28 protein-coding genes are annotated in these 26,184 nt (G+C 67.3%); 10 read left to right on the forward strand and 18 right to left on the reverse strand.

The window, feature by feature from the left end; genetic code table 11:
• Positions 1–1,113 (reverse strand): DNA translocase FtsK (locus BW981_RS23635; RefSeq protein ID WP_280174203.1); only part of this gene is annotated, 1,113 nt, incomplete at its 3' end.
• Positions 1,114–1,390: 277 nt separating this feature from the next.
• Between BW981_RS23635 and BW981_RS16035 the strand changes: the two genes are divergently transcribed.
• Together BW981_RS16035 and BW981_RS16040 are read left to right on the forward strand one after the other, a co-directional pair.
• Positions 1,391–2,602: an acyl-CoA dehydrogenase family protein gene (locus BW981_RS16035; protein ID WP_076441016.1), complete on the forward strand. Its 1,212-nt coding sequence runs from the start codon at positions 1,391–1,393 to the stop codon at positions 2,600–2,602.
• Between the two features lie 5 nt (positions 2,603–2,607).
• Positions 2,608–3,618 (forward strand): phosphotransferase family protein, encoded by a 1,011-nt coding sequence (locus tag BW981_RS16040; RefSeq protein ID WP_244560350.1) that lies wholly within the window; start codon positions 2,608–2,610, stop codon positions 3,616–3,618.
• Positions 3,619–3,623: 5 nt separating this feature from the next.
• Here BW981_RS16040 and BW981_RS16045 read toward each other — a convergent pair whose 3' ends face one another.
• The 12 genes from BW981_RS16045 to BW981_RS16100 form a co-directional block, all read right to left on the reverse strand.
• Complete coding sequence (locus BW981_RS16045) at positions 3,624–4,238, reverse strand: HAD family hydrolase (RefSeq protein WP_076441020.1); 615 nt, start codon at positions 4,236–4,238, stop codon at positions 3,624–3,626.
• Between the two features lie 31 nt (positions 4,239–4,269).
• On the reverse strand, positions 4,270–5,082 hold the full coding sequence (locus BW981_RS16050; protein WP_076441022.1) for a MipA/OmpV family protein: 813 nt from the start codon (positions 5,080–5,082) through the stop codon (positions 4,270–4,272).
• Between the two features lie 94 nt (positions 5,083–5,176).
• Entirely contained in the window at positions 5,177–6,553 is a 1,377-nt protein-coding gene (locus tag BW981_RS16055; RefSeq protein ID WP_076441023.1) for a sigma-54-dependent transcriptional regulator, read from the reverse strand.
• Positions 6,550–8,274 carry a sensor histidine kinase gene (locus BW981_RS16060; RefSeq protein ID WP_175624149.1) on the reverse strand — a complete coding sequence of 575 codons (1,725 nt, stop codon included), beginning with the start codon at positions 8,272–8,274 and terminating at the stop codon, positions 6,550–6,552. The genes BW981_RS16055 and BW981_RS16060 overlap by 4 nt, the downstream gene beginning before the upstream one ends.
• Positions 8,275–8,315: 41 nt before the next feature.
• Complete coding sequence (locus BW981_RS16065; protein ID WP_076441027.1) at positions 8,316–8,729, reverse strand: DUF2147 domain-containing protein; 414 nt, start codon at positions 8,727–8,729, stop codon at positions 8,316–8,318.
• Positions 8,722–9,123 (reverse strand): DMT family transporter, encoded by a 402-nt coding sequence (locus BW981_RS16070; protein ID WP_076441029.1) that lies wholly within the window; start codon positions 9,121–9,123, stop codon positions 8,722–8,724. Before BW981_RS16070 ends, BW981_RS16065 begins: the two co-directional genes overlap by 8 nt.
• Entirely contained in the window at positions 9,120–10,289 is a 1,170-nt protein-coding gene (locus tag BW981_RS16075) for a GNAT family N-acetyltransferase (protein WP_076441031.1), read from the reverse strand. Before BW981_RS16075 ends, BW981_RS16070 begins: the two co-directional genes overlap by 4 nt.
• Positions 10,286–11,137, reverse strand: coding sequence for an alpha/beta hydrolase (locus BW981_RS16080; protein ID WP_210188679.1), 852 nt, complete (start codon positions 11,135–11,137; stop codon positions 10,286–10,288). Before BW981_RS16080 ends, BW981_RS16075 begins: the two co-directional genes overlap by 4 nt.
• A gap of 14 nt (positions 11,138–11,151) precedes the next feature.
• On the reverse strand, positions 11,152–11,511 hold the full coding sequence (locus tag BW981_RS16085) for an EamA family transporter (protein ID WP_076441033.1): 360 nt from the start codon (positions 11,509–11,511) through the stop codon (positions 11,152–11,154).
• Positions 11,508–12,431 (reverse strand): arginase family protein, encoded by a 924-nt coding sequence (locus tag BW981_RS16090; protein WP_139333803.1) that lies wholly within the window; start codon positions 12,429–12,431, stop codon positions 11,508–11,510. Before BW981_RS16090 ends, BW981_RS16085 begins: the two co-directional genes overlap by 4 nt.
• 17 nt (positions 12,432–12,448) lie before the next feature.
• Positions 12,449–13,879, reverse strand: a complete 1,431-nt coding sequence (locus BW981_RS16095; protein WP_076441037.1) for an aspartate aminotransferase family protein — start codon at positions 13,877–13,879, stop codon at positions 12,449–12,451.
• Positions 13,872–14,564: an MtnX-like HAD-IB family phosphatase gene (locus tag BW981_RS16100; protein WP_076441039.1), complete on the reverse strand. Its 693-nt coding sequence runs from the start codon at positions 14,562–14,564 to the stop codon at positions 13,872–13,874. The genes BW981_RS16095 and BW981_RS16100 overlap by 8 nt, the downstream gene beginning before the upstream one ends.
• 259 nt (positions 14,565–14,823) lie before the next feature.
• On the opposite strand from BW981_RS16100, the gene BW981_RS16105 reads away from it, so the two are divergent.
• Complete coding sequence (locus BW981_RS16105; RefSeq protein WP_076441041.1) at positions 14,824–15,402, forward strand: cupin domain-containing protein; 579 nt, start codon at positions 14,824–14,826, stop codon at positions 15,400–15,402.
• A gap of 16 nt (positions 15,403–15,418) precedes the next feature.
• Here the strand turns inward: BW981_RS16105 and BW981_RS16110 are convergent, their stop codons facing one another.
• Genes BW981_RS16110 through BW981_RS16120 form a run of 3 tightly spaced genes read right to left on the reverse strand, consistent with a single transcriptional unit; the run spans position 15,419 to position 18,445 of the window.
• Positions 15,419–16,486: a sensor histidine kinase gene (locus tag BW981_RS16110; protein WP_076441043.1), complete on the reverse strand. Its 1,068-nt coding sequence runs from the start codon at positions 16,484–16,486 to the stop codon at positions 15,419–15,421.
• A 22-nt stretch (positions 16,487–16,508) separates the two neighbouring features.
• Complete coding sequence (locus BW981_RS16115) at positions 16,509–16,952, reverse strand: response regulator (RefSeq protein ID WP_076441045.1); 444 nt, start codon at positions 16,950–16,952, stop codon at positions 16,509–16,511.
• Positions 16,949–18,445: a sensor histidine kinase gene (locus BW981_RS16120; RefSeq protein ID WP_076441047.1), complete on the reverse strand. Its 1,497-nt coding sequence runs from the start codon at positions 18,443–18,445 to the stop codon at positions 16,949–16,951. Before BW981_RS16120 ends, BW981_RS16115 begins: the two co-directional genes overlap by 4 nt.
• Before the next feature lie 186 nt (positions 18,446–18,631).
• Here BW981_RS16120 and BW981_RS16125 point away from each other — a divergent pair, with 186 nt between their 5' ends.
• Positions 18,632–18,838: a hypothetical protein gene (locus BW981_RS16125; protein ID WP_076441049.1), complete on the forward strand. Its 207-nt coding sequence runs from the start codon at positions 18,632–18,634 to the stop codon at positions 18,836–18,838.
• 27 nt (positions 18,839–18,865) lie between these two features.
• On the opposite strand, the gene leuA is transcribed toward BW981_RS16125, so the two are convergent.
• Positions 18,866–20,539 carry a 2-isopropylmalate synthase gene (gene leuA, locus BW981_RS16130; protein ID WP_076441182.1) on the reverse strand — a complete coding sequence of 558 codons (1,674 nt, stop codon included), beginning with the start codon at positions 20,537–20,539 and terminating at the stop codon, positions 18,866–18,868.
• A 281-nt stretch (positions 20,540–20,820) separates the two neighbouring features.
• Here leuA and BW981_RS23445 point away from each other — a divergent pair, with 281 nt between their 5' ends.
• Positions 20,821–21,042: a hypothetical protein gene (locus BW981_RS23445; protein ID WP_076441051.1), complete on the forward strand. Its 222-nt coding sequence runs from the start codon at positions 20,821–20,823 to the stop codon at positions 21,040–21,042.
• Positions 21,043–21,047: 5 nt separating this feature from the next.
• Positions 21,048–22,280, forward strand: a complete 1,233-nt coding sequence (locus BW981_RS16140) for an anion transporter (RefSeq protein ID WP_076441053.1) — start codon at positions 21,048–21,050, stop codon at positions 22,278–22,280.
• A 7-nt stretch (positions 22,281–22,287) separates the two neighbouring features.
• On the opposite strand, the gene BW981_RS16145 is transcribed toward BW981_RS16140, so the two are convergent.
• Complete coding sequence (locus tag BW981_RS16145; protein ID WP_076441055.1) at positions 22,288–22,968, reverse strand: TetR/AcrR family transcriptional regulator; 681 nt, start codon at positions 22,966–22,968, stop codon at positions 22,288–22,290.
• Positions 22,969–23,169: 201 nt separating this feature from the next.
• On the opposite strand from BW981_RS16145, the gene BW981_RS16150 reads away from it, so the two are divergent.
• The 4 genes from BW981_RS16150 (at position 23,170) to BW981_RS16165 (ending at position 26,179) form a co-directional block, all read left to right on the forward strand.
• Positions 23,170–23,838, forward strand: a complete 669-nt coding sequence (locus BW981_RS16150; protein ID WP_076441057.1) for an amino acid ABC transporter permease — start codon at positions 23,170–23,172, stop codon at positions 23,836–23,838.
• Positions 23,839–23,848: 10 nt separating this feature from the next.
• Positions 23,849–24,490: an amino acid ABC transporter permease gene (locus BW981_RS16155; protein ID WP_076441059.1), complete on the forward strand. Its 642-nt coding sequence runs from the start codon at positions 23,849–23,851 to the stop codon at positions 24,488–24,490.
• A 60-nt stretch (positions 24,491–24,550) separates the two neighbouring features.
• Positions 24,551–25,378 (forward strand): transporter substrate-binding domain-containing protein, encoded by an 828-nt coding sequence (locus BW981_RS16160; protein WP_076441061.1) that lies wholly within the window; start codon positions 24,551–24,553, stop codon positions 25,376–25,378.
• Between the two features lie 69 nt (positions 25,379–25,447).
• Positions 25,448–26,179, forward strand: a complete 732-nt coding sequence (locus tag BW981_RS16165) for an amino acid ABC transporter ATP-binding protein (RefSeq protein WP_139333807.1) — start codon at positions 25,448–25,450, stop codon at positions 26,177–26,179.
• Positions 26,180–26,184: the final 5 nt, after the last annotated feature.

Consider the following 26,184-nt stretch of genomic DNA (forward strand, 5'->3'; position numbering starts at 1 on the left):
CGACCGCGCAATGTCGTCCGCCAGCGAAATCACCCGCGACGACTTCGTCCCAGGAGCAGGCTCAAGCTCATACAGCGTCACGACAGGCCCGGGGCAGGCCTGGACGATCTCGCCCTTGACGTTGAAGTCCTCCAGCACGCCTTCGAGCAGGCCGGAATTCTGCTGCAGCGTCTCGACCGGCACCTCGTCCTGCGTCTGCGGCGGCTCGGCCAGGAACTCGATCGGCGGCAGTTGGAAGCCGCCTTCGCTCGCGATCGCGCGCACCTTCATGTCGCGCAGGCTGGTCTGCCGGTGCGGCCTTGGCGCGGCAGCGGGCTCGCTCTCGGCCGGGGCGGCGACGGTCATCGCCTGGGGCGCCTGCGGCACCGGCGCCGCAGGAGCGGACGGCGCGTAGGACGGCATCGAGAAGCTGAGATTGACCGAATAGCCCTGCCAGACCGGCTCCGGCCGCGGTGCCGGGGCCGGGGAAGGGCGGGACTGCCGAGCCGGGGCTGGCGCGGGGCGGGTCGCGCTCGGGACAGGCACGGGCGCCGGCGGCTGGGCCGGCGCGGAGGGCGCCACGACATCCTCGTGCTGCTCGATGGCCGGCACGAGATCCCAGAAGGCATGGTCGGACAGGAAGGCGAAGGGCGTCACAGGCTCGGCCGGGCCGGGCTCCGTGTCGCCGAGGAAGGCGGCTTCGTCGGCCCAGTCCGCGAGATCATCGACGGCGTCATCGCCATCGCTTTCCGACACGGCGATTGTCGCCGGGATGGGCTCGAAAGGCTCCGGGGCCGCCTCTGCGGCGGGCTCCATGCCGGGCACGGCCGTGCCCCAGATCTGCTGCATCAGATGCCGCGGCGTGCGCCAGAACCGCACCTTCGTCTGCTCGGAGAGCGGCACGGCCGGCGGGTGGATGCCGCCTTGCCAGAAGGCGCTGAGCGACGCGCTGAACGATGCGGTGAGCCCGACGGCCGCCGATGCTCCGTCCGGCTGGGACGCCGCGCGCCGGGCCGTCGCGCGGCTCTGGCGGACATAGACGCCGGGCAGCGCCGCAGGGCGCTCGACGGGTGGTGCGGGCGCGTTCGCAGCGCTCGGGCGGGCCGCGCCCTCCTCTATCGGATGGACGCCCAAGTCGTTGGAAGCGAAGAGATTTGTTCGCTGAAGACGATCGCGCTTATACATGCCAAACCAGCGAACAGGACTCACCGTAAACCGAGGCCCAAGAGCTAGCCCGGCAGAGTTAACGCGACCTAAATGAGGCGCGCTTTCGCAGCCCCCGCCCGCCGCCCCGCCCGCCGCCGTTTCGCGGCTTTACCGGCGCGGCAGCGATGGCCTACGATCGCCGCCAGATAGCGCGACCGGCGCTTCCCGATGCCTCCGCCCACCGCCTGGGATGTCTCTCGCCGCCATGGATTTCACGATTTCCGCCGAGCTCGACGATCTGCGCCGCCGCATCGCGGCTTTCGTCGAGCACGAGATCATCCCGCGCGAAAGCGACAGGGCGAGCTGGGACGCGCATGAGAACATCGCCGAGACCGCGCTGGCCGAGCTACGCGCCAGGGCGCGTGCCGCCGGGCTCTGGTGCCTGCAGCTGAAGCCCGAAAACGGCGGTCTCGGCGCCGGGCGCATCGGCATGGCCGTCTGCTACGAGGCGATGAACCGCTCGATCTTCGGGCCGGTGGTGTTCAATTCCGCCGCGCCCGACGACGGCAACATGATGATGCTGGAAGCGGTGGCGACGCCGGACCAGAAGCGGCGCTGGCTCGCCCCCATCGTCTCCGGCGATGTGCGCTCGGCCTTCGCCATGACGGAGCCGCATCCGGGCGGCGGTTCCGACCCGACGATGATCCGCACGCGGGCCGAGAAGCAGGCGGACGGCTCCTATCGCCTCTATGGCCGCAAATGGTTCATCACCGGCGCCGAGCAGGCGGCGCATTTCACCGTGGTCGCACGCACCTCGGACGATGCCAGGCGCGGGCTCACCGCCTTCCTGTTTCATCGAGACCAGCCGGGCTGGCACATCGTCCGCCGCATCGAGATCATGGGTCCGGAGGAGCATGGCGGGCATTGCGAGATCGCCTTCGACGGCCTGCGCATTCCGCCGGAAGACGTGCTGATGGGGGAGGGCGACGGCTTCAAGGTCACGCAGATCCGGCTCGGGCCCGCGCGGCTGACCCATTGCATGCGCTGGCTCGGCCTGGCCAAGCGCTGCGTCGAGATCGCGCGCGCCTACGCCGCGACGCGCGAGGGCTTCGGCATCCGGCTGGCCGATCGCGAGAGCATCCAACTCAAGCTCGGGCGCACGGCGATGGGAATCGAGATCGGCCGCCTGCTGGTGATGAAGGCAGCCTGGGAGCTGGATCGTGGCGGGCAGGCCCGCAAGGAGGTTTCGATGGCCAAGGTGCAGGCCGCGAACACGCTCCACGAGGCCGCCGACATGGCGATCCAGATCAACGGTGCGCGCGGCTATTCCAAGGATACGGTGCTGGAATGGATCTACCGCTATGCCCGGCAGGCGCGGCTGGTCGACGGGGCCGATGAGGTGCACCAGATGGTCCTCAACCGCTTCCTCGACAAGGAAGGGGATGACTTCTGGCGGTGGGAGGTCGCCGGCCCGTGAGAGCCGTGGCTGACGCCTCTTCCTTCGGCTTCGATCTCGGAGCGCTCGACGGATATCTGCGCCGCGCGCTCGATCTCTCGGGCCCGATGCGGATCGAGCCGATCGGCGGCGGACAGTCCAACCCGACCTTCTTCGTCGACTACGACGACCGCGCGCTCGTCCTGCGCAAGCAGCCGCCCGGCGAGCTCTTGCCCTCGGCCCATGCCATCGACCGCGAATACCGCGTGATCCGCGCCCTGCGGGATACGCCGGTCCCGGTGCCGCCGGCCCTGCTTTACTGTGACGACAGGCCGATCGTCGGCACGCCCTTCTACGTGATGGAGAAGGTGGAGGGCCGCGTCTTCCACGACTGCACCTTGCCCGGCTTGCCGGCATCCGAGCGCACGGCGATGTATGCCGCGCTGGCGGAAACGCTGGCGGCCCTGCACAATGTCGATGCGGCAGCGGCCGGCCTCGCCGACTATGGCAAGCCCGGCAATTATTTCGCGCGGCAGATCACGCGCTGGGGCCGGCAATGGGAGCTGTCCGGCAATCGCGCCGACCCGCATATCGAACGGCTGCGCGCCTGGCTGCCGGCGCATATCCCCTTGGACGAGACCAGCAGCATCGTCCATGGCGACTATCGCATCGGCAACGTCATGTTCCATCCGAGCGAGCCGCGTATCGTCGCGGTGCTGGACTGGGAGCTCTCGACCCTTGGTCATCCGCTCGCCGATCTCGCCCATTGCGCCATCGCCTGGCAATCGGCTCCCGATGAGTATGGCGGGCTCGCGGGGCTCGCTCTCGACACGCTCGGCATCCCCTCCCTGGAGCGTTTCGCCGGGTTCTATGCCGGCCGTGCCCGGCATGGCGTGGCGCTGCAGCCCTTCCACCTGGCCTTCGCGCTGTTCCGCTGGGCGGCGATCTTCGAAGGGATCGCGGCGCGGGCCAAGGCAGGCAACGCCTCGGCGGGGAACGCCGCCGATACCGGCCAATTGGCATCGGCCTTCGCGAAACGCGCGGCCCAGCTGACCTGACCCGGCTAGAGGCTGACGCCGTGGCCGCGCAGCGCGGCGCGCAGGTCGATCGGCTCGATGAAATGCACGGTCTTCATGCCGGTCTCGCTCGCGGCGGCGATATTCTTCTCGCTGTCGTCGATGAAGATACAGTCGCGGGCCCCGAGCGAATAGCGCTCGAACAGCACCCGGTAGATGGCCGGATCGGGCTTGATCAGGCGCTCATGGGCCGAGACGACGACGCCGTCGAAACTCTGCAGGAACGGGAAGCGGATCAGGCATTCGGCCCATTTCTCACGCGAGAAATTGGTGATGGCATAGACCTTCTCGCCCCGCGCCTTCAGTTCCGCGAGCACCGCGACGCTGTCCTCGATCACGCCCGGCACGCTTTCGTGCCAGCGCTCGTCATAGGCGCGGATCTCGCGCTCCCATTCCGGATGCCGGGAGACCAGCAGCGCGACGCCCTCCTCCCAGGAGCGGCCGCGATCCTGCTCGATGTTCCAGGCCCCGGTGCAGACGTTGCGCATGAACCAGTCGCGCTTCCCGGCCTCCGGGATCAGCTCGCGATAGACCAGCGTCGGGTCCCAGCGCAGCAGGACATTGCCGACATCGAAGACGACGGTGGGGGCGGTCGCTGGCATGGTCGTGATCCGGCGGAGAGGGGGCGGCCCGTCAGCCGCCGATCTGGAAGGAATAGTTCAGCCCGAGGCCGAAGGTGACCTGATGGCGCTGGCCGACCGTGGCGACGAGGGGGGAATGGGCCGCATCCTGCGCCAGCCGGTCATAGCGGCCGAACAGCGTCGTCGACCAGGTGTCGGACCATTTGTAGTCGAGCGAGCTGGCAAGACCGACGCTCTTCAGCCCGCCACCGGGCGAATAGGCAATGAAGTAACGGTTGAAGGTGGCCTCCAGCGGCGAGACTCCGAAGTAGCGCCGCATGAAGCGGTTGTCGCCGAGGGCCAGACGGGGACCGATCGCGAAGGTGAAGCCATTCAGGCGCTCGACCCAGTCCATCGAGAAATCGGCGGTGATGCCGTGATGCCCATGGAAACCCTGCTTGACCTCCAGCCGGGTGCGCAGCCGATCCTCGATCGGCCAGAACTCGACGAAGGCGCCGGCTTCGATCGACCAGGGCACGTCGCGCAGGCCGAAGAGCCGGTTGTTGCTGCCGGAATAGCGGCCGGAGCGGATATCGCCGACCGCGCCGATGCTGAACCGGTCCGTCTCGTAGAGGGCAAGGTCGAGGCCGTCATCCGGGGCGCTGAACCCGTCAGGCTCGCCCACGCGGCGCCAGCTCAGCGACGGCATGAACGACAGGCCGGCGGATCTCGCACCGTCATATTTCGGGCCGAGCTGGACCGATCCGCCAATGGTGACGACCCAGCCCTTTGCAGGCGTCGGGTCGCTCAGCGCCGGCGTGATGTCGGCCGCCCAGGCCCCCAGCGGGCTCAGGGCGAGCAGGCTCGCGAGGGCGGTCGCACGCATGACGTCATCCTTCCGGCATCCTGCCGTGAGAGGCCTGCCCTATAGCCCAGCCATGTTGATGCCGCCATAACGGCATCGGCACCCCTGTCCCCGATTATTCGCCGACCGAGCGGCCGACCTTGATCCCCAGCTTCTTGATCCGGTGCCACAGGCTGCGCTCCGCGATTCCGAGCAGCTTGGCCGCCTGAACCTGAACGCCGTCCGTCCGGCGCAGCGCCTCGATGATGAAGCCGCGTTCCAGCCGCTCCAGTTCGGCGTCGAGGTCGCGCGGCAAGGCGTTGTGCGTCTCGCGGCGGCCGGGTTCGAACAGGTCGCGCGGCAGGTCCGGGACGTCGATCGTGTCCCCCCGCGCGACGATGACCGCGCGCTCGACGCAATTGTGCAGCTCGCGGATGTTCCCCGGCCAGTCATAGCCGCTCATCGCCGCGAGCGCGGCCGGCGTGAAGCCGGTGACGCGTTTGCCCATCGTCTCGGCAAGCTCCCCGATGAAATGGCTCGCCAGGAGAGGGATATCCTCGCTGCGCTCGCGCAGGGCGGGCAGCGCGATCGGGAACACGTTCAGCCGGTAGTAGAGGTCCTCGCGGAAGCGTCCGTCCGCGATCGCCTGCCGCATGTCCTTGTGGGTGGCGGTGACGAGGCGCACATCGACACTCTGGCTGCGGCTGGCGCCCACCGGCTCGAAGCTGCGCTCCTGGATGACGCGCAGGAGCTTGGCCTGGAGTCCGATCGGCATGTCGCCGATCTCGTCGAGGAAGAGGGTTCCTCCATCGGCGGCGGCGAAGCGGCCCACGCGGTTGGCAAGGGCACCGGTAAAGGCCCCTTTCACATGGCCGAAGAGTTCGCTCTCCAGCAGCCCCTCGGGAATGGCCGCGCAGTTCACCGCGACGAAGGGCTTGGTCCGGCGCGGGCTGTTGAAATGGATGGCCCGGGCGACGAGTTCCTTGCCGGTGCCGCTCTCGCCGTTCAGCATCACGGTCGCGCGTGTCTCGCAGACTTCGGTGACCTGCTCGATCACCCGTCGGAAGGCCGGGCTGCTGCCGATCAGCGTGTCGAAGGAGTAGCGTCCCTCCAGCTCGCCGCGCAGCCGGTCGTTCTCGCGCACCACATCGGCGAGACGGAGCGCCCGTCGCAGCGTGGCGGCCACATCCTCCATCTCGAAGGGCTTGGCGATGTAGTCGAAGGCGCCTTCCTTCACGAGCTCGACCGCGTCGCGCACGGCGGCGAAGGCGGTGATGATCACCACGGGAATCTCCGGCCAGCGCCTGCGCACCTCGCGCAGCAGCGCGCGCCCATCCATCACCGGCAACCGAAGGTCGGTCAGGACCAGGTCGAAGCGCGCCTGTTCCAGCTCCTCCAGCGCCGCCCGCGCGCTGTCGACCGCCGTCGTGCGGTAGCCGAGGTCTTCCAGCGCCGCCGCCAGCACGTCGGCGAGCCGGGTCTCGTCGTCGACGACCAGGATGGAATGGCTCATGCGCGGGCTCCGGAATCGGGACGCGGCAGCGTAAGCGTAAACGAGGCCCCCCGTCCCGGTTCGCTGGTGCAGGAGGCGCTACCGCCATGCGATTCCGCGACCGTCTGCACCTTGGCGAGGCCGAGCCCCGTCCCCTTGGCCTTGGTGGTGAAGAACGGATTGAAGATCTGCTCGCGGATCTCGGGGGCAACGCCCGGGCCCTCGTCGCGGATGGTCAGGGACACGCAGTTTTCCGTCGCCGTGACGCTCGCATGGATCGCCCCGCCCTCCGGCATGGCATCGATGGCGTTGAGCACGAGGTTGAGGCAGGCCTGGTGCAACTGGTCGGGATCGCCCAGGATCGTCGCGCCGCCGCTGTCGTCGGCGACCGCGATTGCGACCTTTCGTCGGCTGAGCTCGGGCGCGGCGACGGCGGCAACGCGGTCGATGATCGCGCGCATCGGCAGCTCGGTCGTCACCGGTGCCTTGGGCTGGGCGAAATCGAGGAAGTCGCGCACCAGGGTCTCGATCCGGCGCACTTCATCGATGACGTAGCCGAGCATCCGGTCCTCGGACCCGGCGAGCTTGGCCCGGTTGCGCACCACCTCCGTGGAGGTCTTGATGATGCCGAGCGGGTTTCTGACTTCATGAGCGATCACCGTGGCCGCCTGGCCGAGAGCCGAGAGTCGGTCCCGGCGCCTCAGCTCGCCTTCGAGCTCCTGCAGCTTGCCGAGCTGCTCGGCCATGCCGTTGAAGCCGGCCGCGAGCTGGTTGAGCTCGTGTCCGCCGCTGCCGGCCGGGACCCGGTGGCCGAAATCGCCCGAGGCGATGGCGCGCACGCCGCGCGTCAGGGCACGCAGCGGCCGCACCAGCAGGTCCGACATCAGGATGCCGACCAGCACCGAGATTAGGCAGCCGAAGGCGAAGATGCCGAAGAACAGGCTGCGCCGGCTGAGCTGCTCGAAGAAGCCGGCATCGCGCGACAGCCCGATGAAGCCGATCGCCGCCAGTTTGCCGTCGATGCCGCGGAAGCCGGCATAGACGGCGCGGTAACGCCCGGCATCGGCCTGGCCGTCGAAGATCTCGTCTTCCTCGCCGGAGGCGAGCTGGGCCCTGACGGCCTGCGGGATGGGCGCGGTACGCTCCGGATGCGTTTGCAGGACCGGGACGAGCTCGTCGCCGAAATCGGCGAAGAGCCTGACGTCGAGCGAGGTCACCACCCGGATGCCGCCAAGATAGCTTTCGTCCAGCCAGCTGCCGACGAGGACATAGGCCGCCTGGCCCTTGACGTGGATCTCCTGGACCGCACCGGCCATGATCAGATGGGTCTCGTTGGCCCGCACCTTGAAGATGCCTTCGCCGCTGCGCGTCGGCAGCGGCGCGTCGGGCGTGAAGCTCCGCGACGAGAACAAAACGGTCCGGTTCTCGTCATAGATCGCGATCAGATCATAGCCGACCGAGTTCAGCAGCTGGAACTCGTGCTCGATCGCGCGCGGCGCGGTGAGGTCGGAGTGGTTGGTGCGCTCCAGCCGCTGGCCGATCACCGTCGCGACGCGCTGGGCCTCCTGCGTGGCGTCCATCACCTCGAGCCGGAAGAAGCGAGAGGTCTCGCCAAGCCATTGCGCGACGTTTTGCTCGAAGGCGCCGGAGATCAACCGCGCGGCGACATAGGTCGAAGCCAGCATCGCCGGCACGCTGACGAGCATGAAGGCGATCACCAGCCTGAGTCTGAGCGTGCTCATCCGCGCCGACATCGGTGCCTTCTCGCCTGTTTCACGCGGTCTTACGGTTCTCTTGTCCAGATGTCGTCGTCGCAGATCAAGCCGCCGAGCACGCAGCCCCGCACAAGAAGCCGTCCCGAAGAGTCGAGCGCAAGCGTGGTGCGGTAGGTCTTGCCGTCCTCGGGATTGTAGCCGTCCCCGGCGAGCTTGCCCGATCCGTCCGGCTTGAAGCCACCGAGGACCTGCACGCCCATCAGCGAGCGCTCGCGCAGCTTGGCATCGCCGTTGTTGCGGTCGGTGCGCGGCTGCTTCAGCCAGACGATCCTGCCGCACAGGGCCGGGCCGCAGGGCGCGATGGCGATGACGGATTCGCCGTCGGAATCTTTCCAGCGCCCCGCGATGTCGGCCGCGCTCTGGGCCTGCGCCGCGCCCATGAAGCCGACGGCCAGACCCAGTGCGGCGAGAGCGCTACGCATCCTTGCTCTCTCCTCCGAGTGCGATGACGCCGGCGACGATCAGCCCGATGCCGCAGGCGCGTGTAAGATCGATGCTCTCGCCCAGCACCAGCCAGGCGAGCAAGGGAACGGTGACATAGGCCAGCCCCGTCATCGGGAAGGCGCGGCTGAGCGGCATGTCCTTCAGGATCGCCATCCAGACGAAGAAGGTCCCGACATAGCCGAGCGCCGCCAGCCACACGCCGGGCAGCGCAAGCGCGCGCGTCAGCATCTCGACGCCGAAATCGAGATCGGTGAGGCCGTCGGCACCCCATTTGAAGGCGATCTGCGTGCCGGTGTCGAGCGCGATGAAGGCGGTCCAGATCAGGACCTGCCGCCAGCGATTTGGTAAGGCATGTGCTGCGAGGGCGCTCATGCGGCCTTCTCCGGCTTCGTCTTTGCGAGTGCGGCCAGATCGGGGTCGAAGCGCGCGAAGGACAGGAGGGGGCTGATGCGGCCGAGAAGCCATTGCAGCGGCGCGCTGCGATGGCGGAAGCGGATCACGGAAGGCACCAGTCGGCTGCCGAAGCGCAGCTTCGAGGCATAGGCCGTCTGGCCGCTTTGCAGCAGGGGGATGCTGCGCGCGATGCAGAAGCGGACATTCGCCATCCAGCTCACAGCGTAGAGATTGTGTTCGCGGGCCAGCGGGTAGCGCATGCCCAGGAACTTGTCGATGACGCGGCCGGGCTCGACCAGCAGCAGGTTGAAGGCCGCGAGGTCCTCGCCGATCCAGTAGAGCGCGAAGACGGCCCGCTCGCCGAGCGCCCTGGCGACGGCCGGAAAATAGCCCGGCGGCAGCACTTCGAGGTCGCCATAGTCGAGACCGCTTTGCCGGCGCGTCGACTCGTAGAGGTCGCCGATCACCTCCTCCAGCCCGGAAATGTCGCTGCGGTGCTCGATGCGCACGGCCTTGGCCTTGGCGAGCTTGCGGCGGATGTCCTTGCGCGTCGAGGCGGAAAGCGAGGCGAGATAGGCAGCCTCGTCCGGGAAGGGCAGATCCAGCGTGGCCACCGGCAGGCTGCCGAGCGCCGCGAAGCCGGCATGGCCGAGCATCGGTGCCGTCAGCGCATCCTCCGCCGGTGCAAGGTCCTTGAAGGCGACGAGATGGGCGCCCTCCGCCGCGGCCTGCCGCTCCAGCGAGCCGAGCAGCGCACGCGCCGCTTCCGCGCGCCCCGCCGCGTCGAGCCGCGGCGCGAAACCCAGATGGCAGCGTTCCGCATAGGGTGAGCCGACGCAGATGACCTTGAGCGTGACGAGCCCGGGAAAGCGTCCGAACACGGCGTCGGCGGCCTGCCGCAGCCGGCCTTGCAGGGGGGTGTCGAGCCTGTAGTCGAGCCGAAAGAGCGGTGCGACGGCGGCTGTTCCTTCCGAATCCTCCACGAAGACCGCGCCGCAGCGCAGGCCGACGCCCGAGCGCGCGGCCGCCTCGTCGCAAGCCTTGAAATAGCCGTGGCACTCCGCTTCGCCCGGAAGGCAGGTATCCCAGGCGCAGGGCTGGATCTCGGCGATGTCCGTCGCGATATGGCCGGTGAACGCCGTCATTCCACCGCGTCGGCGTGCAGCGGCACCGGCCTTCTGGCGGGAGCAGCCCTGGAGAGGCGCTGGGCCAGTCCGAGCGAGCGCTCGATCAGGATATCGCGCTGCTGATCGATCGTGACGAGGTGGTAGCTGTCGTCGAGGATCACCGCATCCACCAGCCCGCCGAGCCGGCGCTGCACCTCGAAGGCGTTGGAGAGGCCGGCGACGTCGTCCTCGCGCGCATGGACGAGCAGGGCCGGACAGGTGATCGAGGACATCTGGCGGCGCGTCCTCGCGATCAGGTGCCACATCTGCTGGACTGACCGCGAGGGCGTGCCGTGCAGGCCGGCCTCGGCGGAGTCGCCGGAGGCCATCGCATTCAAGATGATGTGGCGGGTGCGCTTGTCCTTCACCCCATAGGGCTCGCGTTCGACGAAGCTGAAGCGCTGGCCGACCGGCGTGTTGATCAGCAGCTTCAGCAGGAAGGAATACCAGGGGATCGACCAGCCATCATAGCGCAGGGTCGGCGCGTAGAGAGCGAGCCCGTCGACGTCGAGCGGGCGTTCGGCGGCGATGTGCATCGCCATGACGGCGCCCATCGAGAGCCCGCCCACGATGACGCGCTCGCAGCTTTCGCGCATGCGGTCGAGCTCGGCGAGGACGCTTTTCGCCCAGTCGCGCCAGCCCGTGGCGAGCAGGTCGGCCTCCGTGCCGCAATGGCCGGCGAGCTGCGGGCAGTGCACGGTGTGGCCGGCGCGGTGCAGCGCGCGGGCGACGAGCCGGAGTTCGACCGGCGTGCCGCCCAGCCCGTGGATCAGCAGGAATCCCGTCGCATCGCCGGCATAGCGGAGGCTGTGGTCGCGGATCGGCACGGCAAAATGTCCCGTCAGGCGGTATGGGCGACGACGACGACGCCGCAGGTGATGAGAAAGGCGCCGAGCCATTGCCGCAACACGACCCGCTCCTTGAGCACGAGCGCGCTCGCCAGCGTCACGCCGAGGAAGTTGAGGCTCGCGATCGGGAAGGCGATCGAGAGCGGCACCTCGGCGAGGATGCGCAGCCAGATGAAGATCTCGGCGATGTAGATCGCGCAGCCTCCCAGCACCCAGCCGGAGCGCAGGGTCGCGAGCGCCAGCGTCGCGCCCGACGCATCGGGCAGATCGTCGGCACCGCGCTTCAGGCAGAGCTGGCCGGCGACGTCGCAGACGACGGAGAGCGCGAACCAGAAGACGATCCAGCCATTCATGCCAGCACCCGCTCGAAGCAGTCGATCAGCGCCGCGTTGACGGCGCCGTTGCGGGCCAGCGCCGCAGGCGCGGGCGTGACGGCCCTGGGGTGATCGAACCAGGCGAGAGCCGCCCGGAAAGGGTCGGCGAAAAGCGGTTCCGACCAGTCGCCGCAGACGTCGATGCCAGCGATGGACCGCTCCTGCGCAAGGCGCTCGACGGCCGAAAGGAGATGGCCGAGCGGAAGCTCGCCCTGGTCCCAGTTGGTGCAGGCATCCTGCGGGCCGAGCACGTCCTTGTCGATGGTGAGCCAGACCGCCCGGGTCGGGATCGCCGCGATCAGTTCGCCCAGGAAATCGTCCCAGTCTTCGTCGGCGAGGTTGCGCCAGTGCAGGTGCCGGCCCTCCTGCCTGTAGCTCGCCGTGCTGCCGTAGCGGCCCCAGACACGCGAAGGCGCATGACGCCACGGAAAAAGGGCAATCCGGCCGTCGCGGACGGCGCCGAGATTCGCGAATTGCAGCTCCGGCCGCACGAGGTCGTCGCTGCAGGGGCCGATGGTGACGACCTTGCGCACCTGCGGCAGTTCCAGCGCCCGGTTGACCCAGGCGCCGCAATTGACCGTGGCGGGAAAGCGCACCCAGTCGGGGTGGTTGTCGAAATGGATGATGGTCACATCCTCGTCGACCGTGGCGACAAGGCTTGCGGTCAGGTGGTGGAAATCACCCGACCCGTAGAACGTCACGGTGATCTCGCGCCCACCGCCGGCGCCGGGCTGTAGCCGGGAGGCGAGGCTTTGCAGCGCTCCCCGGCTCGCCACGATACGCAGGCGGCAGGCAAGATCGGCGGCATCGATGCGGGTTGCGGCACCCGCATCGATGCGCCGGCGCAGCGGCTCCTGAGCCGCCACGCCTAGGTCGAGATCGATCACACGCAATCGCAACTGGCCCTCGGCGGCTATCAGGCAGTTGCGACACGGGCGAAGAGCTGGTCGAGCAGCGCAATCGCCAGATCGATCTCCACGTAGCTCATGGTCAGAGCGGGTGCGAGGGTGATGACGTTCTTGTAGTAGCCGCCGATGTCGAGCACGAGGCCGTAGCGCTGGCCGGCCACCTCCAGGTCGGCCTTCATGCCCTCGTCGCACATCAGGTCTACGAGGCGCTTGGACGGCGTGTAGCTGTCATGCGGCTCGCAGATCTCGATGCGCAGCGCCATGCCGAGTCCGTCGACCTCGCCGACGATCTTGTGGCGGGTCTGGAGGTCCCTCAGCCCTTCGAGAAAATACGCGCCCTTGGCCATGACCATGGTCTCGTAGTCCTCCTCCTCCATCATCTTCATCGCCTCGAGCGCGACGGCGGTGCCGAGCGGGTTGGCGTTGAAGGTCGAGTGAGTGGAGCCGGGCGGGAAGATTGTGGGGTTGATCAGGGCTTCCTTGGCCCAGACGCCCGAGAGCGGGTTGAGACCGTTGGTGACCGCCTTGCCGAAGACGATCACGTCCGGCGTCACGCCGAAATGCTCGATCGACCAGAGCTTGCCCGTCCGGTAGAAGCCCATCTGGATCTCGTCGACGACCATCAGGATGCCGTGGTCGTCGAGTACCTTCTTCAGCCCGCTGAAGAAGTTAGGCGGCGGGATGACGTAGCCGCCCGTGCCCTGCAGCGGCTCGACATAGAAGGCGGCGTATTCCGCCTGGCCGACCTTGGGGTCCCAGACGCCGTTGTATTCGCTCTCGAAGAGCCGGGCGAACTGCTGAACGCAGTGCTCGCCATACTCTTCCTTGCTCATGCCCTTCGGTCCCCGGAAATGGTAGGGGAAGGGGATGAAATGCGCGCGCTCGCCGAAATGGCCGAAGCGGCGACGATAGCGGTAGGAGGAGGTGATCGCCGAGGCGCCGAGCGTGCGGCCGTGATAGCCGCCCTCGAAGGCGAACATCAGGCTCTTGCCGTTGCAGGCATTGCGCACGAGCTTCAGCGAATCCTCGACAGCCTGGGCCCCGCCGACATTGAAGTGGACGCGGCCCTTCTCGCCGAACTTGCGCTCCGCATCCTGCGCGATCATCGCCGCGAGCTCGATCTTCTCGCGATGCAGATACTGGCTGGCGACCTGCGGCAGCGTGTCGATCTGGCGCTTCAGCGCATTGTTCAGGCGCGGATTGGCGTAGCCGAAATTGACGGCCGAATACCACATCTGCAGGTCGAGGAAGCGGTTGCCGGCCGCATCCAGCATGAAGGAGCCTTCGCAGCCCGAGAAGATCTTCGGAAACTGCGTGTAGTGGACCGTGTCGCCATGCGAGCAGTACTCGGCTTCGAGCGCGAGCAGGCGCGCCTCGTCCGCCGCCAGACCGTCCGCGGGTGTCGCCGTGCGGTCGAGCAGGGAGGTCAGGTCATCCATCGATCTTGTCCTTGAGGGTCAGGCTGTCGGCCGGCATGGGGGCGCCGGCGAGCACGGCTTCCAGAAGCGCGACGGCCTCGGCAAAATCCGTGAAGGGCTGGTGGGCGATGCCCGTTTCGCGGCAATGCGCGATCAGGCTCTTCTTGGCGAAGACGAGGTCCGCTTCGCCGGCGAGGCAGAAATCCGAGCGGCCGTCGCCGACGAGCAGGGTCAGCGGCCGGGAGAGGCTGGATGCGATGCGGCACTTGCAGGTGCCGCTGCCGCAGGCGCCGCCCGGCGCCGCATGCGGCGAGGTCATCCGCCAGCGATCGCCGCCGATCGATTCCAGATGGTTGGCGACGACCGGCAGGTGCCCCAGCCCGGCCCGCCCCATCAGCGTGTGGATCGTCCGGTCAAGCCCGTCGGAGACCACGCTGACCGGGACGCCATGGCGCTGGCACAGCCGCACGAAGGAGGCGAAGCCCCAGTCGATCTCCAGGGAGGCGACGAAGGTGTCGAGCACGTCGGGCGAGACGCGCAGCAGCGCGACCTGCCGCTCCATGCATTCGCGCGAGCCGATGAGCCCGGCCTCCCATTCCGCCTCGACCGCCTCCCAGCCTGGCTCGGCGAACCGCTGGAGAATGGCGTCGGTGGTGTCGCGGCAGGAGATGGTGCCGTCGAAGTCAACAAGGGCCTGCCACAGCATGAGCGTCCGCTTTCACTATCGCGGAACCGCTGCGCAAGCGCCGTGCCAAAGGCTAAAGTTAAATTTCACAATGCCTTAGAAGGGGCAGCCGGTTGGCCGGATGCCACCAAAAAGCGGGGTTGCTCCAATTTTTGGAGGTCGCGGCCCGCGCGTTCCTGCCGCCGGGCCGAAGCGAAAGCCGCGCCTGTCGTCGCCCGGAAGGCGGTTTCGCATCATCGGCACGTTTGACAAGCTGGGGTCAGCGGATAAGGAAGCGCTCATGGGATTCGACGTCGGCACGCGGCTGCGGGAGATCAGGCAGGCAGCGGGGCTCTCGCAGCGCGAACTGGCTGCGCGCTCGGGCGTCACCCACAGCCTCATCTCGCTGATCGAGCAGAACCGCAGCAGCCCCTCCGTGGCGTCGCTGCGCAAGATCCTCGACGGCATCCCGATGACGATGGTCAATTTCTTCGACGAGGGGCATCTGCCGCGCGACCAGGTGTTCTTCGCGGCCGGCGACCTGATCGACCTGACCTCGCGCCTGCATCAGGTCAATGGCGGCGAGAGCAGCGGCCGCATGTCCTTCCGCCAGGTCGGCGACGCCAAGGCCCACAACCTCCAGATCCTGCACGAGAGTTACGAGCCGGGTGCCGATACAGGCGTCGCCATGCTGAAGCACAATTCGCATGAGGGCGGTGTCGTGCTGTCGGGCGAGCTGGAGCTGACGGTTGGGGATCAGGTCAAGGTGCTGAAGCCCGGGGAGGCCTATCTCTTCGACAGCCGGGTGCCGCACCGCTTCCGCAACATCGGCACCGAGCCCTGCATGGTGGTCAGCGCCTGCACCCCGCCCTATCTCTGACGAGAACGACAGGCCCTCAGGGCGAAGGGCCGTCTTCGGGCGCGATCGCCTGCATCGGCAAGGGGAGGACGGCCCGTGTGCCCCGGCCGCCCGTATCCTCGTAACGCAGCTCGGTGGCGAGGCTGTTGGCCATCGCACGGACGATCTTGCTGCCGAGCCCGGTGCCGGCGATCTGCCCCTGGCCGCTCCAGCCGATGCCGTCATCGGCAACGGTCAGCACAGCCTCCGTCTCCGTCACCGAAAGGCTGACCCGCACCTCGCCGCTTCCTTCGGGATAGGCATATTTCAGCGCATTGGTGAGCAGCTCGGTGGTGATCAGGCCGATCGAGATCGCCCGGTCGGTCTTCACCAATAGCGGCATGGCCTCGAAGCGGATGGTCGGCGTCAGCTCGGAGCCCGAAAGCGAGCGTCCGAACTCGCCGACGAGCGTCGTCAGATAGCCGGCCAGATCCACCACGCGGACATCGTCCGAGGTGTAGAGGCTGCGATGCAGGTTGCCGATCGCTGTGATGCGAGCCTGTGTCTCCGCAAGCGCCGCCTTCGCGGCCGGGTCCTGCACCGCGTTGGCCTGCATCCTGACGAGCGAACCGACGAGCGCGAGGCTGTTGGCGACGCGGTGGTTGACCTCAGCCAGCAGCGCGACGGCCTTGTCACGCGCCGCGCGCACCTCCTGCTCGGCCGCCTCCCGGGCCCGGGTCAGCCGCGTCTTGGCGACGGCATGCTCCAGCGCCGCCGTCAGCAGCACGTCGAGATCCTCGCCCACGGTCTTCACGACATAGTCCATCGCGCCCGCCTTCAGCGCCTCGACCGCGATCGAGAGCTCGGCCGAGGCAGTGACATAGACCACCGCCGGCATGTGATCGCGCTGCGCCAGGGCGGCCAGCACCTCGAGGCCGGACGTCGTGCCGAGGTCGTGGTCCAGGACGATGACGTCGAAGGGCTGCCCGTCCAGGCGGGCGAAGCCGTCCTGCGCCGAGGCGACATGGGTGACGGCATAGCCGCGCCGCGACAGGATGCGCTGGACCAGCCGCCCGAGCGCGTCGTCGTCGTCGATATAAAGGACGTGGATGACCCGCTCGGGCATCAGGCGGCGCCAGACCAGAGCGTCATGCCGTCTCCGGAACCTGCATCACCGAGAAGAAGAGGCCGAGTTGCCGGATCGCGTTGGCGAAGCCCTCATAGGCCACCGGCTTGGTGATGTAGACATTGGCGCCGAGATCGTAGCAGCGCTGGATCTCGCGGCTGTCGTCGGTGGTCGTCAGGACGACCACCGGCGAGCGCTTGGTGTGCGCGTTGCCCTTGACCTTCTCCAGGATATCGACGCCGCCCATGTCGGGCAGGTTGAGGTCGAGGAGGATCAGGAGCTGGCGTCCGGCGCTGACCTCGCCCGAGCCATCGGCGCCCAGCAGGTAGGTCAGGGCATCGGTGCCGTTCGCGAAGGGGATGATCTCGTTGTTCACTCCGGCTCGGCGGATGTTCTTCTCGATCAGGCGCGCATGGCCTTCATCGTCCTCGATCATCACGATCGATACTGGTTTGCCGCGGTTCATGCCTCGGTCTTCCTTCTGTGGAGCGCCAGATCGAGCGGTAGCAGGATGGTGAAGGTGGTGCCGCTTCCGAGCTGGGACCGCACCGTGATGTCGCCGCCGAGGTTTCGCACCATGGTGCGCACGTGCGCAAGGCCGATTCCCTCTCCGGTGGTGTTCTGCATTCCCGAGCGGCGGAACAGTTCGAAGATGCGCTCGTGATCGGCCGGGGCGATGCCGCGCCCATTGTCCTCGATCTCGATCTGCACCCGTCCGGCGGCGGCGCGGCGGGTCCGCACGCTGATCCGGACGGGGCGGTCCGGGGCTCGGTACTTGATCGCGTTGTCCAGCAGGTTGCCGAGAATCTGGTCGAGCGACAGCCGGTCCGTGACGATCCGCGGGACCTGCGAGTCGACGTCGATGCCGCCGCCATCCTCGCCGCTGGCCTGGTGATGCACCGCCGCCGCCGCCGCCTCTGCCGCCTTCGTCAGGTCGATCGTTTCGGGCTTCAGCGTGCGCCGGCCCTCGCGGGAAATCTTGAGGATGGCGTTGATCAGCCCGTCCATCTTGCGGGTCGAGGAGCGGATGAAGCCGACGGCCTCGGGGATGTCGTCCCGCAGGGCCTCCCGGGCGGCCTCGCGCTGTTCCGGTGTCGCGGCCTCGCCGGCTTCGACATAGCCGTCGATCGGCTTGAAGGTGGCTTCCAGCTCGCTGGTGAAGCCCATGATGTTGACGAGCGGGGCGCGCAGGTCGTGGGTGACGATATAGGCGAAGCGCTGGACCTCTTCGTTCGCCTTGACGAGAGCCTCGGTCCGCTCCCGCACCCGCTCCTCGAGCCCGGTGTTGAGGGCCTCAACCTCCCGCCGGGCCTCGGTCAGCTCGTTGGTGTAGCTCAGGATCGTCCAGGTGGCGGCGGCCGCCATGCCGATAAGCAGCACCGCGCCGATGATCGTCGCCCAGCGCAGCCGCATGCTTGCAGCGCTTTGGGCCTCGATGGCGCGGCGGAGCTCTGCTTCGGAGCGATCGAGAATCTGCGTGAAATCATCGCGCACATCGTCCATCAGCTGTTTGCCCTTGCCATCCCTCAGGATGGCCAGGGCCGCCGCGACATCGCCCCTGCGGGCGAGATCGACGGTGGAAGCGAGTTCCGCCATCTTCTGGCGCAATTGCTCCGTGAGCTTGCTGATCTGGGCTTCGATCTGCGGCACGGTCACGGCGGCTGCCCGCCAACGTGTCAGGGTGTCGTCGAAGCCCGCCACGGCCCTCAGATAGGGAGCGAGATACTCCTCGTCCCGCGTCAGCAAAAAGCCGCGCTGGCCGGTTTCGGCGTCCTGCACCAGCGAGATGAGGTTCGCCGAAGCGCTGCGGATTTCGCGGGCCGCGATGACCTGGCCGAAATAGCGCTCGCTGGCCGCCGTCAGCCAGAGCGAGGTCGCGACGATGCCGAGAAGGATCACGATCCCGATCGCCAGCAGCACCGCGTTGGAGCGTTTGAAAAACGCCTGAGAGATGGGCATCCGGCCAGCCAGGGGGTTCGGGAACGTCCTTCATTGCCAATCACGGATTCGCGCGCAACGTCAAATGACATTGAGGGACGTTTCCGAATGGTCCGGAGCGCACCAAGCGGCCTTCGCCGACTGCGCCCGATGCTCTAGATGTCGACCGGCTGCATGCGCGCAGCGAGACCGCATCTGGGACACGCAATGCCGAAGCTCTGCAAGTTCACCTCCCCCGGCGACGGGAAGCCCGTCTATGTCAATCCGGCCCAGGTCAGCGTCGTCTATACCCACAAGGGCGAGCAGCCGGACACGATCATCGCCTTCCGCAAGGATTTCCTGCTGGGCGTGCGCGAGAGCCTGGAGGAGACGGTGGCGATTCTGGAGCGTGCGGCGGCCGCGCCGGCCGAATAGAAGCGCCAGCCGGCGGGCGGTCGCGGCTCAGCCGGCGGCTGCGCCCGCCATCATCCGCTGCACGCCGCTGAGCACGGCCTTGAGGGAAGCCATGACGATGTTGGGGTCCATGCCGACGCCGTGGACGACCTCTCCTTGGGCATCCTCGAGCTTCACATAGCAGGCGGCCGTGGCATTGGCGCCGCGGCCGACCGCATGCTCGTGATAGTCGAGGAAGGAGAACTCGACGCCATAGGTCCGCTTCAGCGCCTCGACGAAGGCGTCGATCGGCCCGTTGCCCTCGCCCTCGATGGTGCGGATCGTGCCATCCCTCTGCCTGAGCTCCGCGGTCAGGGTGCGGCTGCCCCGGCCGGTGGGCAGCGTCGTGTGCGAGAGCAGCTCCAGCGGCGCGTCGCTGATGAGATAGGTCCGGCCGAACAGGCTCCAGAGCGCCGTGCTGGTCAGCTCCTTGCCGTCGGCGTCCATCTGCTCCTGCGCGATCTTCGAGAATTCGATCTGCAGCGGCCGCGGCAGGTCGAGTCCGTGATCGGCCTGCAGGATATAGGCGATGCCGCCCTTGCCGGACTGCGAATTGATGCGGATCACCGCCTCGTAGTCGCGCCCGACATCCTTCGGGTCGATCGGCAGATAGGGCACCTGGAACAGCGGGTCGTTGCGCTTCTGCTGCGCGTCGAAACCCTTCTTGATCGCGTCCTGATGCGAGCCGGAAAAAGCGGTGTAGACGAGGTCGCCGACATAGGGGTGGCGCTCATGCACCGGCAGCTGCGTGCAGTATTCGGCCACGCTGCGGATCGTGCTGACGTCGCGCAGGTCGAGCTTGGGGTCCACCCCTTGCGTGAACAGGTTCAGCGCCATGGTGACGATGTCGACATTGCCCGTGCGCTCGCCATTGCCGAACAGCGTGCCCTCGACGCGGTCGGCGCCGGCCATCAGGGCGAGCTCCGCCGCGGCCACCGCCGTGCCGCGATCATTGTGCGGGTGGATCGAGAGCAGCACGCTGTCGCGGTCCGAGATATGCCGCCCGAACCATTCGAACTGGTCCGCATAGACGTTCGGCGTCGCCATCTCGACCGTCGCCGGCAGGTTGAGGATCAGCTTTTTCCCGCGGGTCGGCCGCAGGACGGCCTTCACCGCCTCGCAGATTTCCAGCGCGTAATCCAGCTCTGTGCCGGTGAAGCTCTCAGGCGAATATTCGAAGGTGAAGTTGGTCTCGGGCGCGGCGTCCGCGAGCGCCTTGATCTGGGTCGCGGCCTCCACCGCGATCTTGGTGATGCCCTCGCGTTCCTGCCGGAAGACGACCTCGCGCTGCAGCGTCGATGTCGAGTTGTAGAAGTGCAGGATCACGTTCTTCGCCCCCTTCACCGCGGCGAATGTCCGTTCGATCAGCTCGGGCCGGCACTGGGTGAGCACCTGGATGGCGACGTCGTCGGGAATGGCGCCGCTCTCGATGATCGAGCGCACGAAGTCGAAATCGGTCTGCGAGGCGGCTGGAAACGCCACCTCGATCTCCTTGAAGCCCATCGATACCAGCAGTTGGAACATGCGGTTCTTGCGCTCGACGCCCATCGGCTCGATCAGCGCCTGATTGCCGTCGCGCAGATCGACCGAGCACCAGATCGGCGCCTGCGTCAGTACCTTGGAGGGCCATTGCCGGTCCGGCAGGTTGACCGGCGCGTAGGCGCGGTACTTCGAGATCGGCATGCTGGACATGGAAAACCTTCGTGGTGTCGGTGCCGTGCCGGCAGCAGGGCCTGCGGCCGCGGCGCGATGCGATGGGCGAAACCTCCCGACCCGGCGCGCTCAACGCGCCGGGCGGCTAAGTCGCTTCGATGATGCAGCAACGATCCGCCGAATTCGCATGCAGCGACATAAGCAGAGGCCAGCTCGCCGATCAATCCCGCCCCCGGCTGTGGCGGGCTCGCATCCATCCCGACCTGACATCACATCTGCCGAGCCGCGCACCGAATGGACATAGACTGACGATGGCCGTCGAAGCAAAGGGCGCGGCGGCGTCCTCGGGAGCACGCACGGTCTCGAAGGGCGGTCTGCCAGGGCTGGACGCGGCGTTCCTGGCATTGGCCGCCATCGCAGCCGTCGGCCTTGCGCTCTACCTCGTTGCCATGCCCGAAACCCGGGACTATCAGCCGCCGACCGACCACGGCACGGCCCCTGTTCCGGGCGGCCTGGGTGAAAAGGCGGCGTGAGGCTGATGAGCGTCTGGGGAAGCGGAGCGACTCAACTCGCGGCGATCGCGATCTTCCTCGCGACCTATGTCGCGATCGCGATCGGGCGCGTTCCGGGATTGAGGGTCGACCGGGCCGGCGCGGCGCTGATCGGCGCGGCGCTGATGGTGGCCTGCGGCGTGCTTCCGCTGGAGGAGGCCTATCGCGCCATCGACCTCGACACGATCGCGCTGCTCCTCGGCATGATGATCGTCGTCGCCAATCTCAGGCTGTCGGGCTTCTTCCGCATGGTGACCGGCTGGGCGGTGGGCAGGGCGGGGCACCCGGCGCTGCTGCTCGCGGCAGTCGTGGTGACGACCGGCATCCTTTCCGCCTTCCTCGTCAACGATGCGATCTGCCTCGTCATGACGCCGATCGTCATCACGCTCACCCGTGCGCTCGGCCGCAACCCGGTGCCCTACCTCATCGCGGTCGCGCTTTCGTCCAATGTCGGCTCGACGGCGACGATCACCGGCAATCCGCAGAACATGATCATCGGCAACCTTTCCGGCATTTCCTATGGCGCCTTCACCGGCGCGCTGGTGCCGGTGGCGGCGCTGGGCCTGCTCGTCACGGTCCTGCTCGTGCTGCTGCTCAACCCGCGCGAATACCTCACCAGGCAGGCCCTGCCGGAGGTCGCCGTGCCGGCGCACTACCATGGCTGGCTCGCGGGCAAGTCGGCACTCGTTGCGCTGGCGATGATCGCCCTGTTCTTCCTCGGCCAGCCCGTCGCCAAGGTCGCGATCTGCGCGGCGGCCCTGCTGCTTCTGACCCGTCGCGTCTCGCCGAAAAAGGTCTATGCCGAGATCGACGGCCAGCTCCTGCTGATGTTCGCCGGCCTCTTCGTCGTGGTGCGGGGGCTGGAGCATGCGGTGCTGACCAAGGAGGTGATCGCCCAGGCCACGCAGCTCGACCTCGGCAATGTCGCGGTGCTGACCGGGCTCACTGCGGTTTTGTCGAACCTCGTCAGCAACGTGCCCGCCGTGCTGGTGCTGAAGCCCTTCGTCGAGACGGTACAGGACCCGCAACGAGCCTGGCTCGTGGTGGCGATGGCCTCGACGCTTGCCGGCAACTTCACCCTGCTGGGCTCGGTCGCCAACCTGATCGTGGCCGAGCGCGCCGCCAAGGACGGCATCGCGATCGAATTCTGGGCTTATTTCAGAATCGGCGCGCCGCTGACGCTGGCCACTTTGGCGATCGGCGTGTTCTGGCTGCGCTGAAGCGTGCCTATCCGTCCAGCCGCAGCATGCCCAGCACAGCCTCGATCGTCATGGCGCGGCGGCGTGCGATGATCTCCGGCGCGCACATATCGTAGCCGAAGACCTGGCCGACCGTGGCCCGGTGGGAGACGTTGTAGATGCTCAGGGCGCTGATCGTGAGGTGGATGTCGAGCGGCTCGTATCCGGTCTTGAACAACCCGGCCTCGACGCCGCGCCGGTAGGTCTCCCGCGTCACCTCGACGACCGAGCGGTTGAGCCCGGCGATGGTCTTCGAAGCCTTCAGGTTGCGGGCGTGGTGGACGTTCTCCACCATGACCATGCGGACGAAATCGGGATTGTCGACGTGATAGTCGAAGGTGAACTCGACGAGCCGCACCATCGCCTCGCGCGGCGGCAGCGAGGCGAGATCGAGATCGCGCTCGAAGCTGCGGATGCGATCGTACATCGCCTCGAGAACGGCCCGGTAGAGCCCCTCCTTGTCGCCGAAATAGTAGTAGATCATCCGCTTGCTGGTGGCGGTGCGCGCGGCGATCTCGTCGACGCGCGCACCGCTCAGCCCGTTCTCGACGAATTCCTGCCGCGCCGCGTCGAGGATATCGCGCTTCACCCCCTCGGGGTCCTGAGTCCAGGAGGACTGGCGCAGCTTGCCCGCGGCGGTCCTGCGTGACAGCGCGGATGCCTTTGCCATGATGCCGGTCTCCGCAGCATTGCCTCGGCCAATAAGACAAGCGGCGCCGCCTGCCGGTTCGCTTGACCGATTTAACTGCTTGGTACATTTATCACTGCCGGCCGTCAGTGCAAGCCGGACCACGGCGCCCGATCAAGAGGCGCGGACAAACGAGGAAACGCGGAGCGACCCGACAGAAGGTCGTCCGTCCAGGGAGCGAGGATGAACTACAAGCTCGACTTCACGCCCGTGATCGAAGGCCTGCCCGATCTTCTCGCGGCGTGCCTCGGCACCTTTGCGCTCGCGCTCGGCGGCATGGCGCTGGCGATCGTGATCGGCATCGGCGGCGTGATCCTGCGGGACTCAGCCCTCGCGCCGGTGCGCTGGGCCGTGAAGGCCTTCGTCGAGCTGATCCGCAACACCCCCTTTCTCGTCCAGATCTTCTTCATCTATTTCGCTCTGCCGCTGGCCGGCCTGCGCCTCGACCCGACGCCGACCGCGATCATCGCCCTCGGCATCAATGGCGGCGCCTACGCCATCGAGATCATCCGCGGCGGCGTGCAGTCGATCCCCAAGGGGCAGATCGAGGCGGGGCTGGCGCTTGGCCTTCACAAGGGCCAGGTCTTCCGGCTGATCGTGCTGAAGCCGGCCCTTCGCGCGATCTTTCCCTCGCTCACCAGCCAGTTCGTGCTGCTGACCCTGACGACGAGCATCTGCTCCGCGATCTCGGCCTATGAGCTCACCTCGGTGGCGCAGCAGATCGAGACCTCGAGCTTCCGCTCCTTCGAGGTCTACGGCACGATCACGGTGTTCTACCTGGTGATCTCCTGGGTCATGATGCGCTTTTTCGGCGAGATCACGCGCCGCTATTTCTCCTATCCGGTGAAGTGAGGAGGGCGCGATGGGCGAGGCCGAATTCCTCTTCCTGCTGACCGGCCTGAAATGGACCGTGCTGCTGTCGCTCGTCGGCTTCGTCGGCGGCGGGTTCTTCGGGCTGGCGGTGGCGCTGATGCGCACCTCCGGCATCAAGCCGCTGGAGCGCGGCACCTCGGCCTACATCGCTCTGTTCCAGGGCACGCCGCTCCTGATGCAGCTCTTCGTGGTCTATTACGGGCTGGCGCTGATCGGCCTGCGGCTCGATGCCTGGATCGCGGTGGCGATCGGCTTCACCCTGCATGCCAGCGCCTATCTCGGCGAGATCTGGCGCGGCTCGATCGAGGCCGTGCCGAAGGGCCAGACCGAGGCCGCCAAGGCGCTGAGCCTGCACTACGCCTCGCGGATGAAGGATGTCGTCCTGCCGCAGGCGATCCGCATCTCGCTGCCGGCGACGATCGGCTTCCTCGTCCAGCTCATCAAGGGCACCTCGCTCGCCGCCATCGTCGGCTTCACGGAGCTGACGCGGGCCGGCAACATCGTCTCGAACCAGATCTTCAAGCCGCTGCTCGTCTTCGGCATCGTCGGCATCCTCTATTTCCTGATCTGCTGGCCGCTCTCGCTCTATGGCAGCCATCTGGAACGGCGCATGGCGATCGCCTCGCGCTGATACGAACCCGCGAAGGGTCGTCACGAAGACCAACCACGAAACGTCGCAAGGGAGAGAACCATGATGAAGACCACCCGCCGCGTCCTGCTTGCCGCCGGTGCCGCCGCGCTGGCTCTGCCCGCGCTCCTCGCAAGCCCGGCGCAGGCGATCACGCCGGCCGAGATCAAGGCACGCGGCAAGATCATCGTCGGCATCCAGGGAGACAATCCGCCCTGGGGCTTCGTCACGAGCGCCGGCAAGCAGGACGGCCTCGACGCCGACATCGCCACGCTCTTCGCCAAGGAGCTCGGCGTGCAGGTCGAGTTCGTGCCGCTCGAGGTCAACAACCGCATCCCGGCACTGACCACCGGCCGCGTCGACGTGCTCTTCGCCACCATGGCGATGCTGCCCGAGCGCGCCAAGGCGGTGCAGTTCTCCAAGCCCTATGTCGCCAACACCATCGTTCTGGTCGGGGCCAAGAAGGACACGATCAAGACCAACGAGGATATGGGGAAGTTCACCATCGGCGTCGCCAAGGGCGCGGCCCAGGACACGCAGGTGACCAAGAACGCCCCCTCCAGCACCACCATCCGCCGCTATGACGGCGATGCCCCGTCCATTCAGGCGCTGGTTTCCGGCCAGGTCCAGGCGCTGGGAGGCAACATCTTCTACCTTCAGCGCATCGAGCAGGCGCGGCCCGGCGAGTTCGAGAACAAGCTCGAATTCCAGAACCTCTACAACGGCGCCTGCACCCGCCTCGGCGAGAAGGAGATCAACGCCGCGATCAACACCTTCATCGACAAGATCAAGGCCAATGGCGAGCTGCAGAAGATCTACGACAAGTGGATGAAGGTGCCGGTCCACAAGTTCCCGGACAGCCTCGAAGGCATCACCTTCACCGCCGGCTGAACCGAAACGCCGGAGCGGGCCATGACGCAAGCCGACGCCATGAAGGGTTCCGCCGCGCAAGCGGAACCCATGATCGCCATGAACCATGTCGAGAAATGGTATGGCGACTACAAGGCCCTGACCGACATCAACCTCTCGGTCCGCAAGGGCGAGCGCATCGTCCTGTGCGGGCCGTCGGGCTCCGGCAAATCGACGCTGATCCGCTGCATCAACCATCTGGAGAGCTACCAGAAGGGCGAGATCAGGGTCAGCGGCACCAAGGTCGACGACAACGCGCGGACCATCGATGCGGTCCGTCGCGAGGTTGGCATGGTCTTCCAGCACTTCAACCTGTTTCCGCACATGACCGTGCTCGACAACTGCATGCTGGCGCCGATGCGCTCGCTCGGGGCGGGCAAGGCGGAGGCCGAGGCCACGGCCCGGCAACTGCTGGGGCGCGTCAAGATTCTGGAGCAGGCCGACAAATACCCCTCCCAGCTTTCGGGCGGCCAGCAGCAGCGCGTCGCCATCGCCCGCGCGCTGTGCATGAAGCCGAAGGTCATGCTTTTCGACGAGCCGACCTCCGCCCTCGATCCCGAAATGGTCAAGGAGGTGCTCGACACGATGATCGGCCTCGCAGAAGAAGGCATGACCATGATCTGCGTCACCCACGAAATGGGCTTCGCCCGGCAGGTCGCCGACCGGGTGATCTTCATGGCGGACGGCGCGATCGTGGAGGAGGCCACGCCGGAGGCATTCTTCAGCGCGCCGAGCCACGAGCGTACGCGCAAGTTCCTCGGCGAGATCCTGCGCCAGCATTAAATACC

Source organism: Allobosea sp. TND4EK4 (genome assembly GCF_900156025.1).
In the GTDB taxonomy this organism is placed as follows: domain Bacteria; phylum Pseudomonadota; class Alphaproteobacteria; order Rhizobiales; family Beijerinckiaceae; genus Allobosea.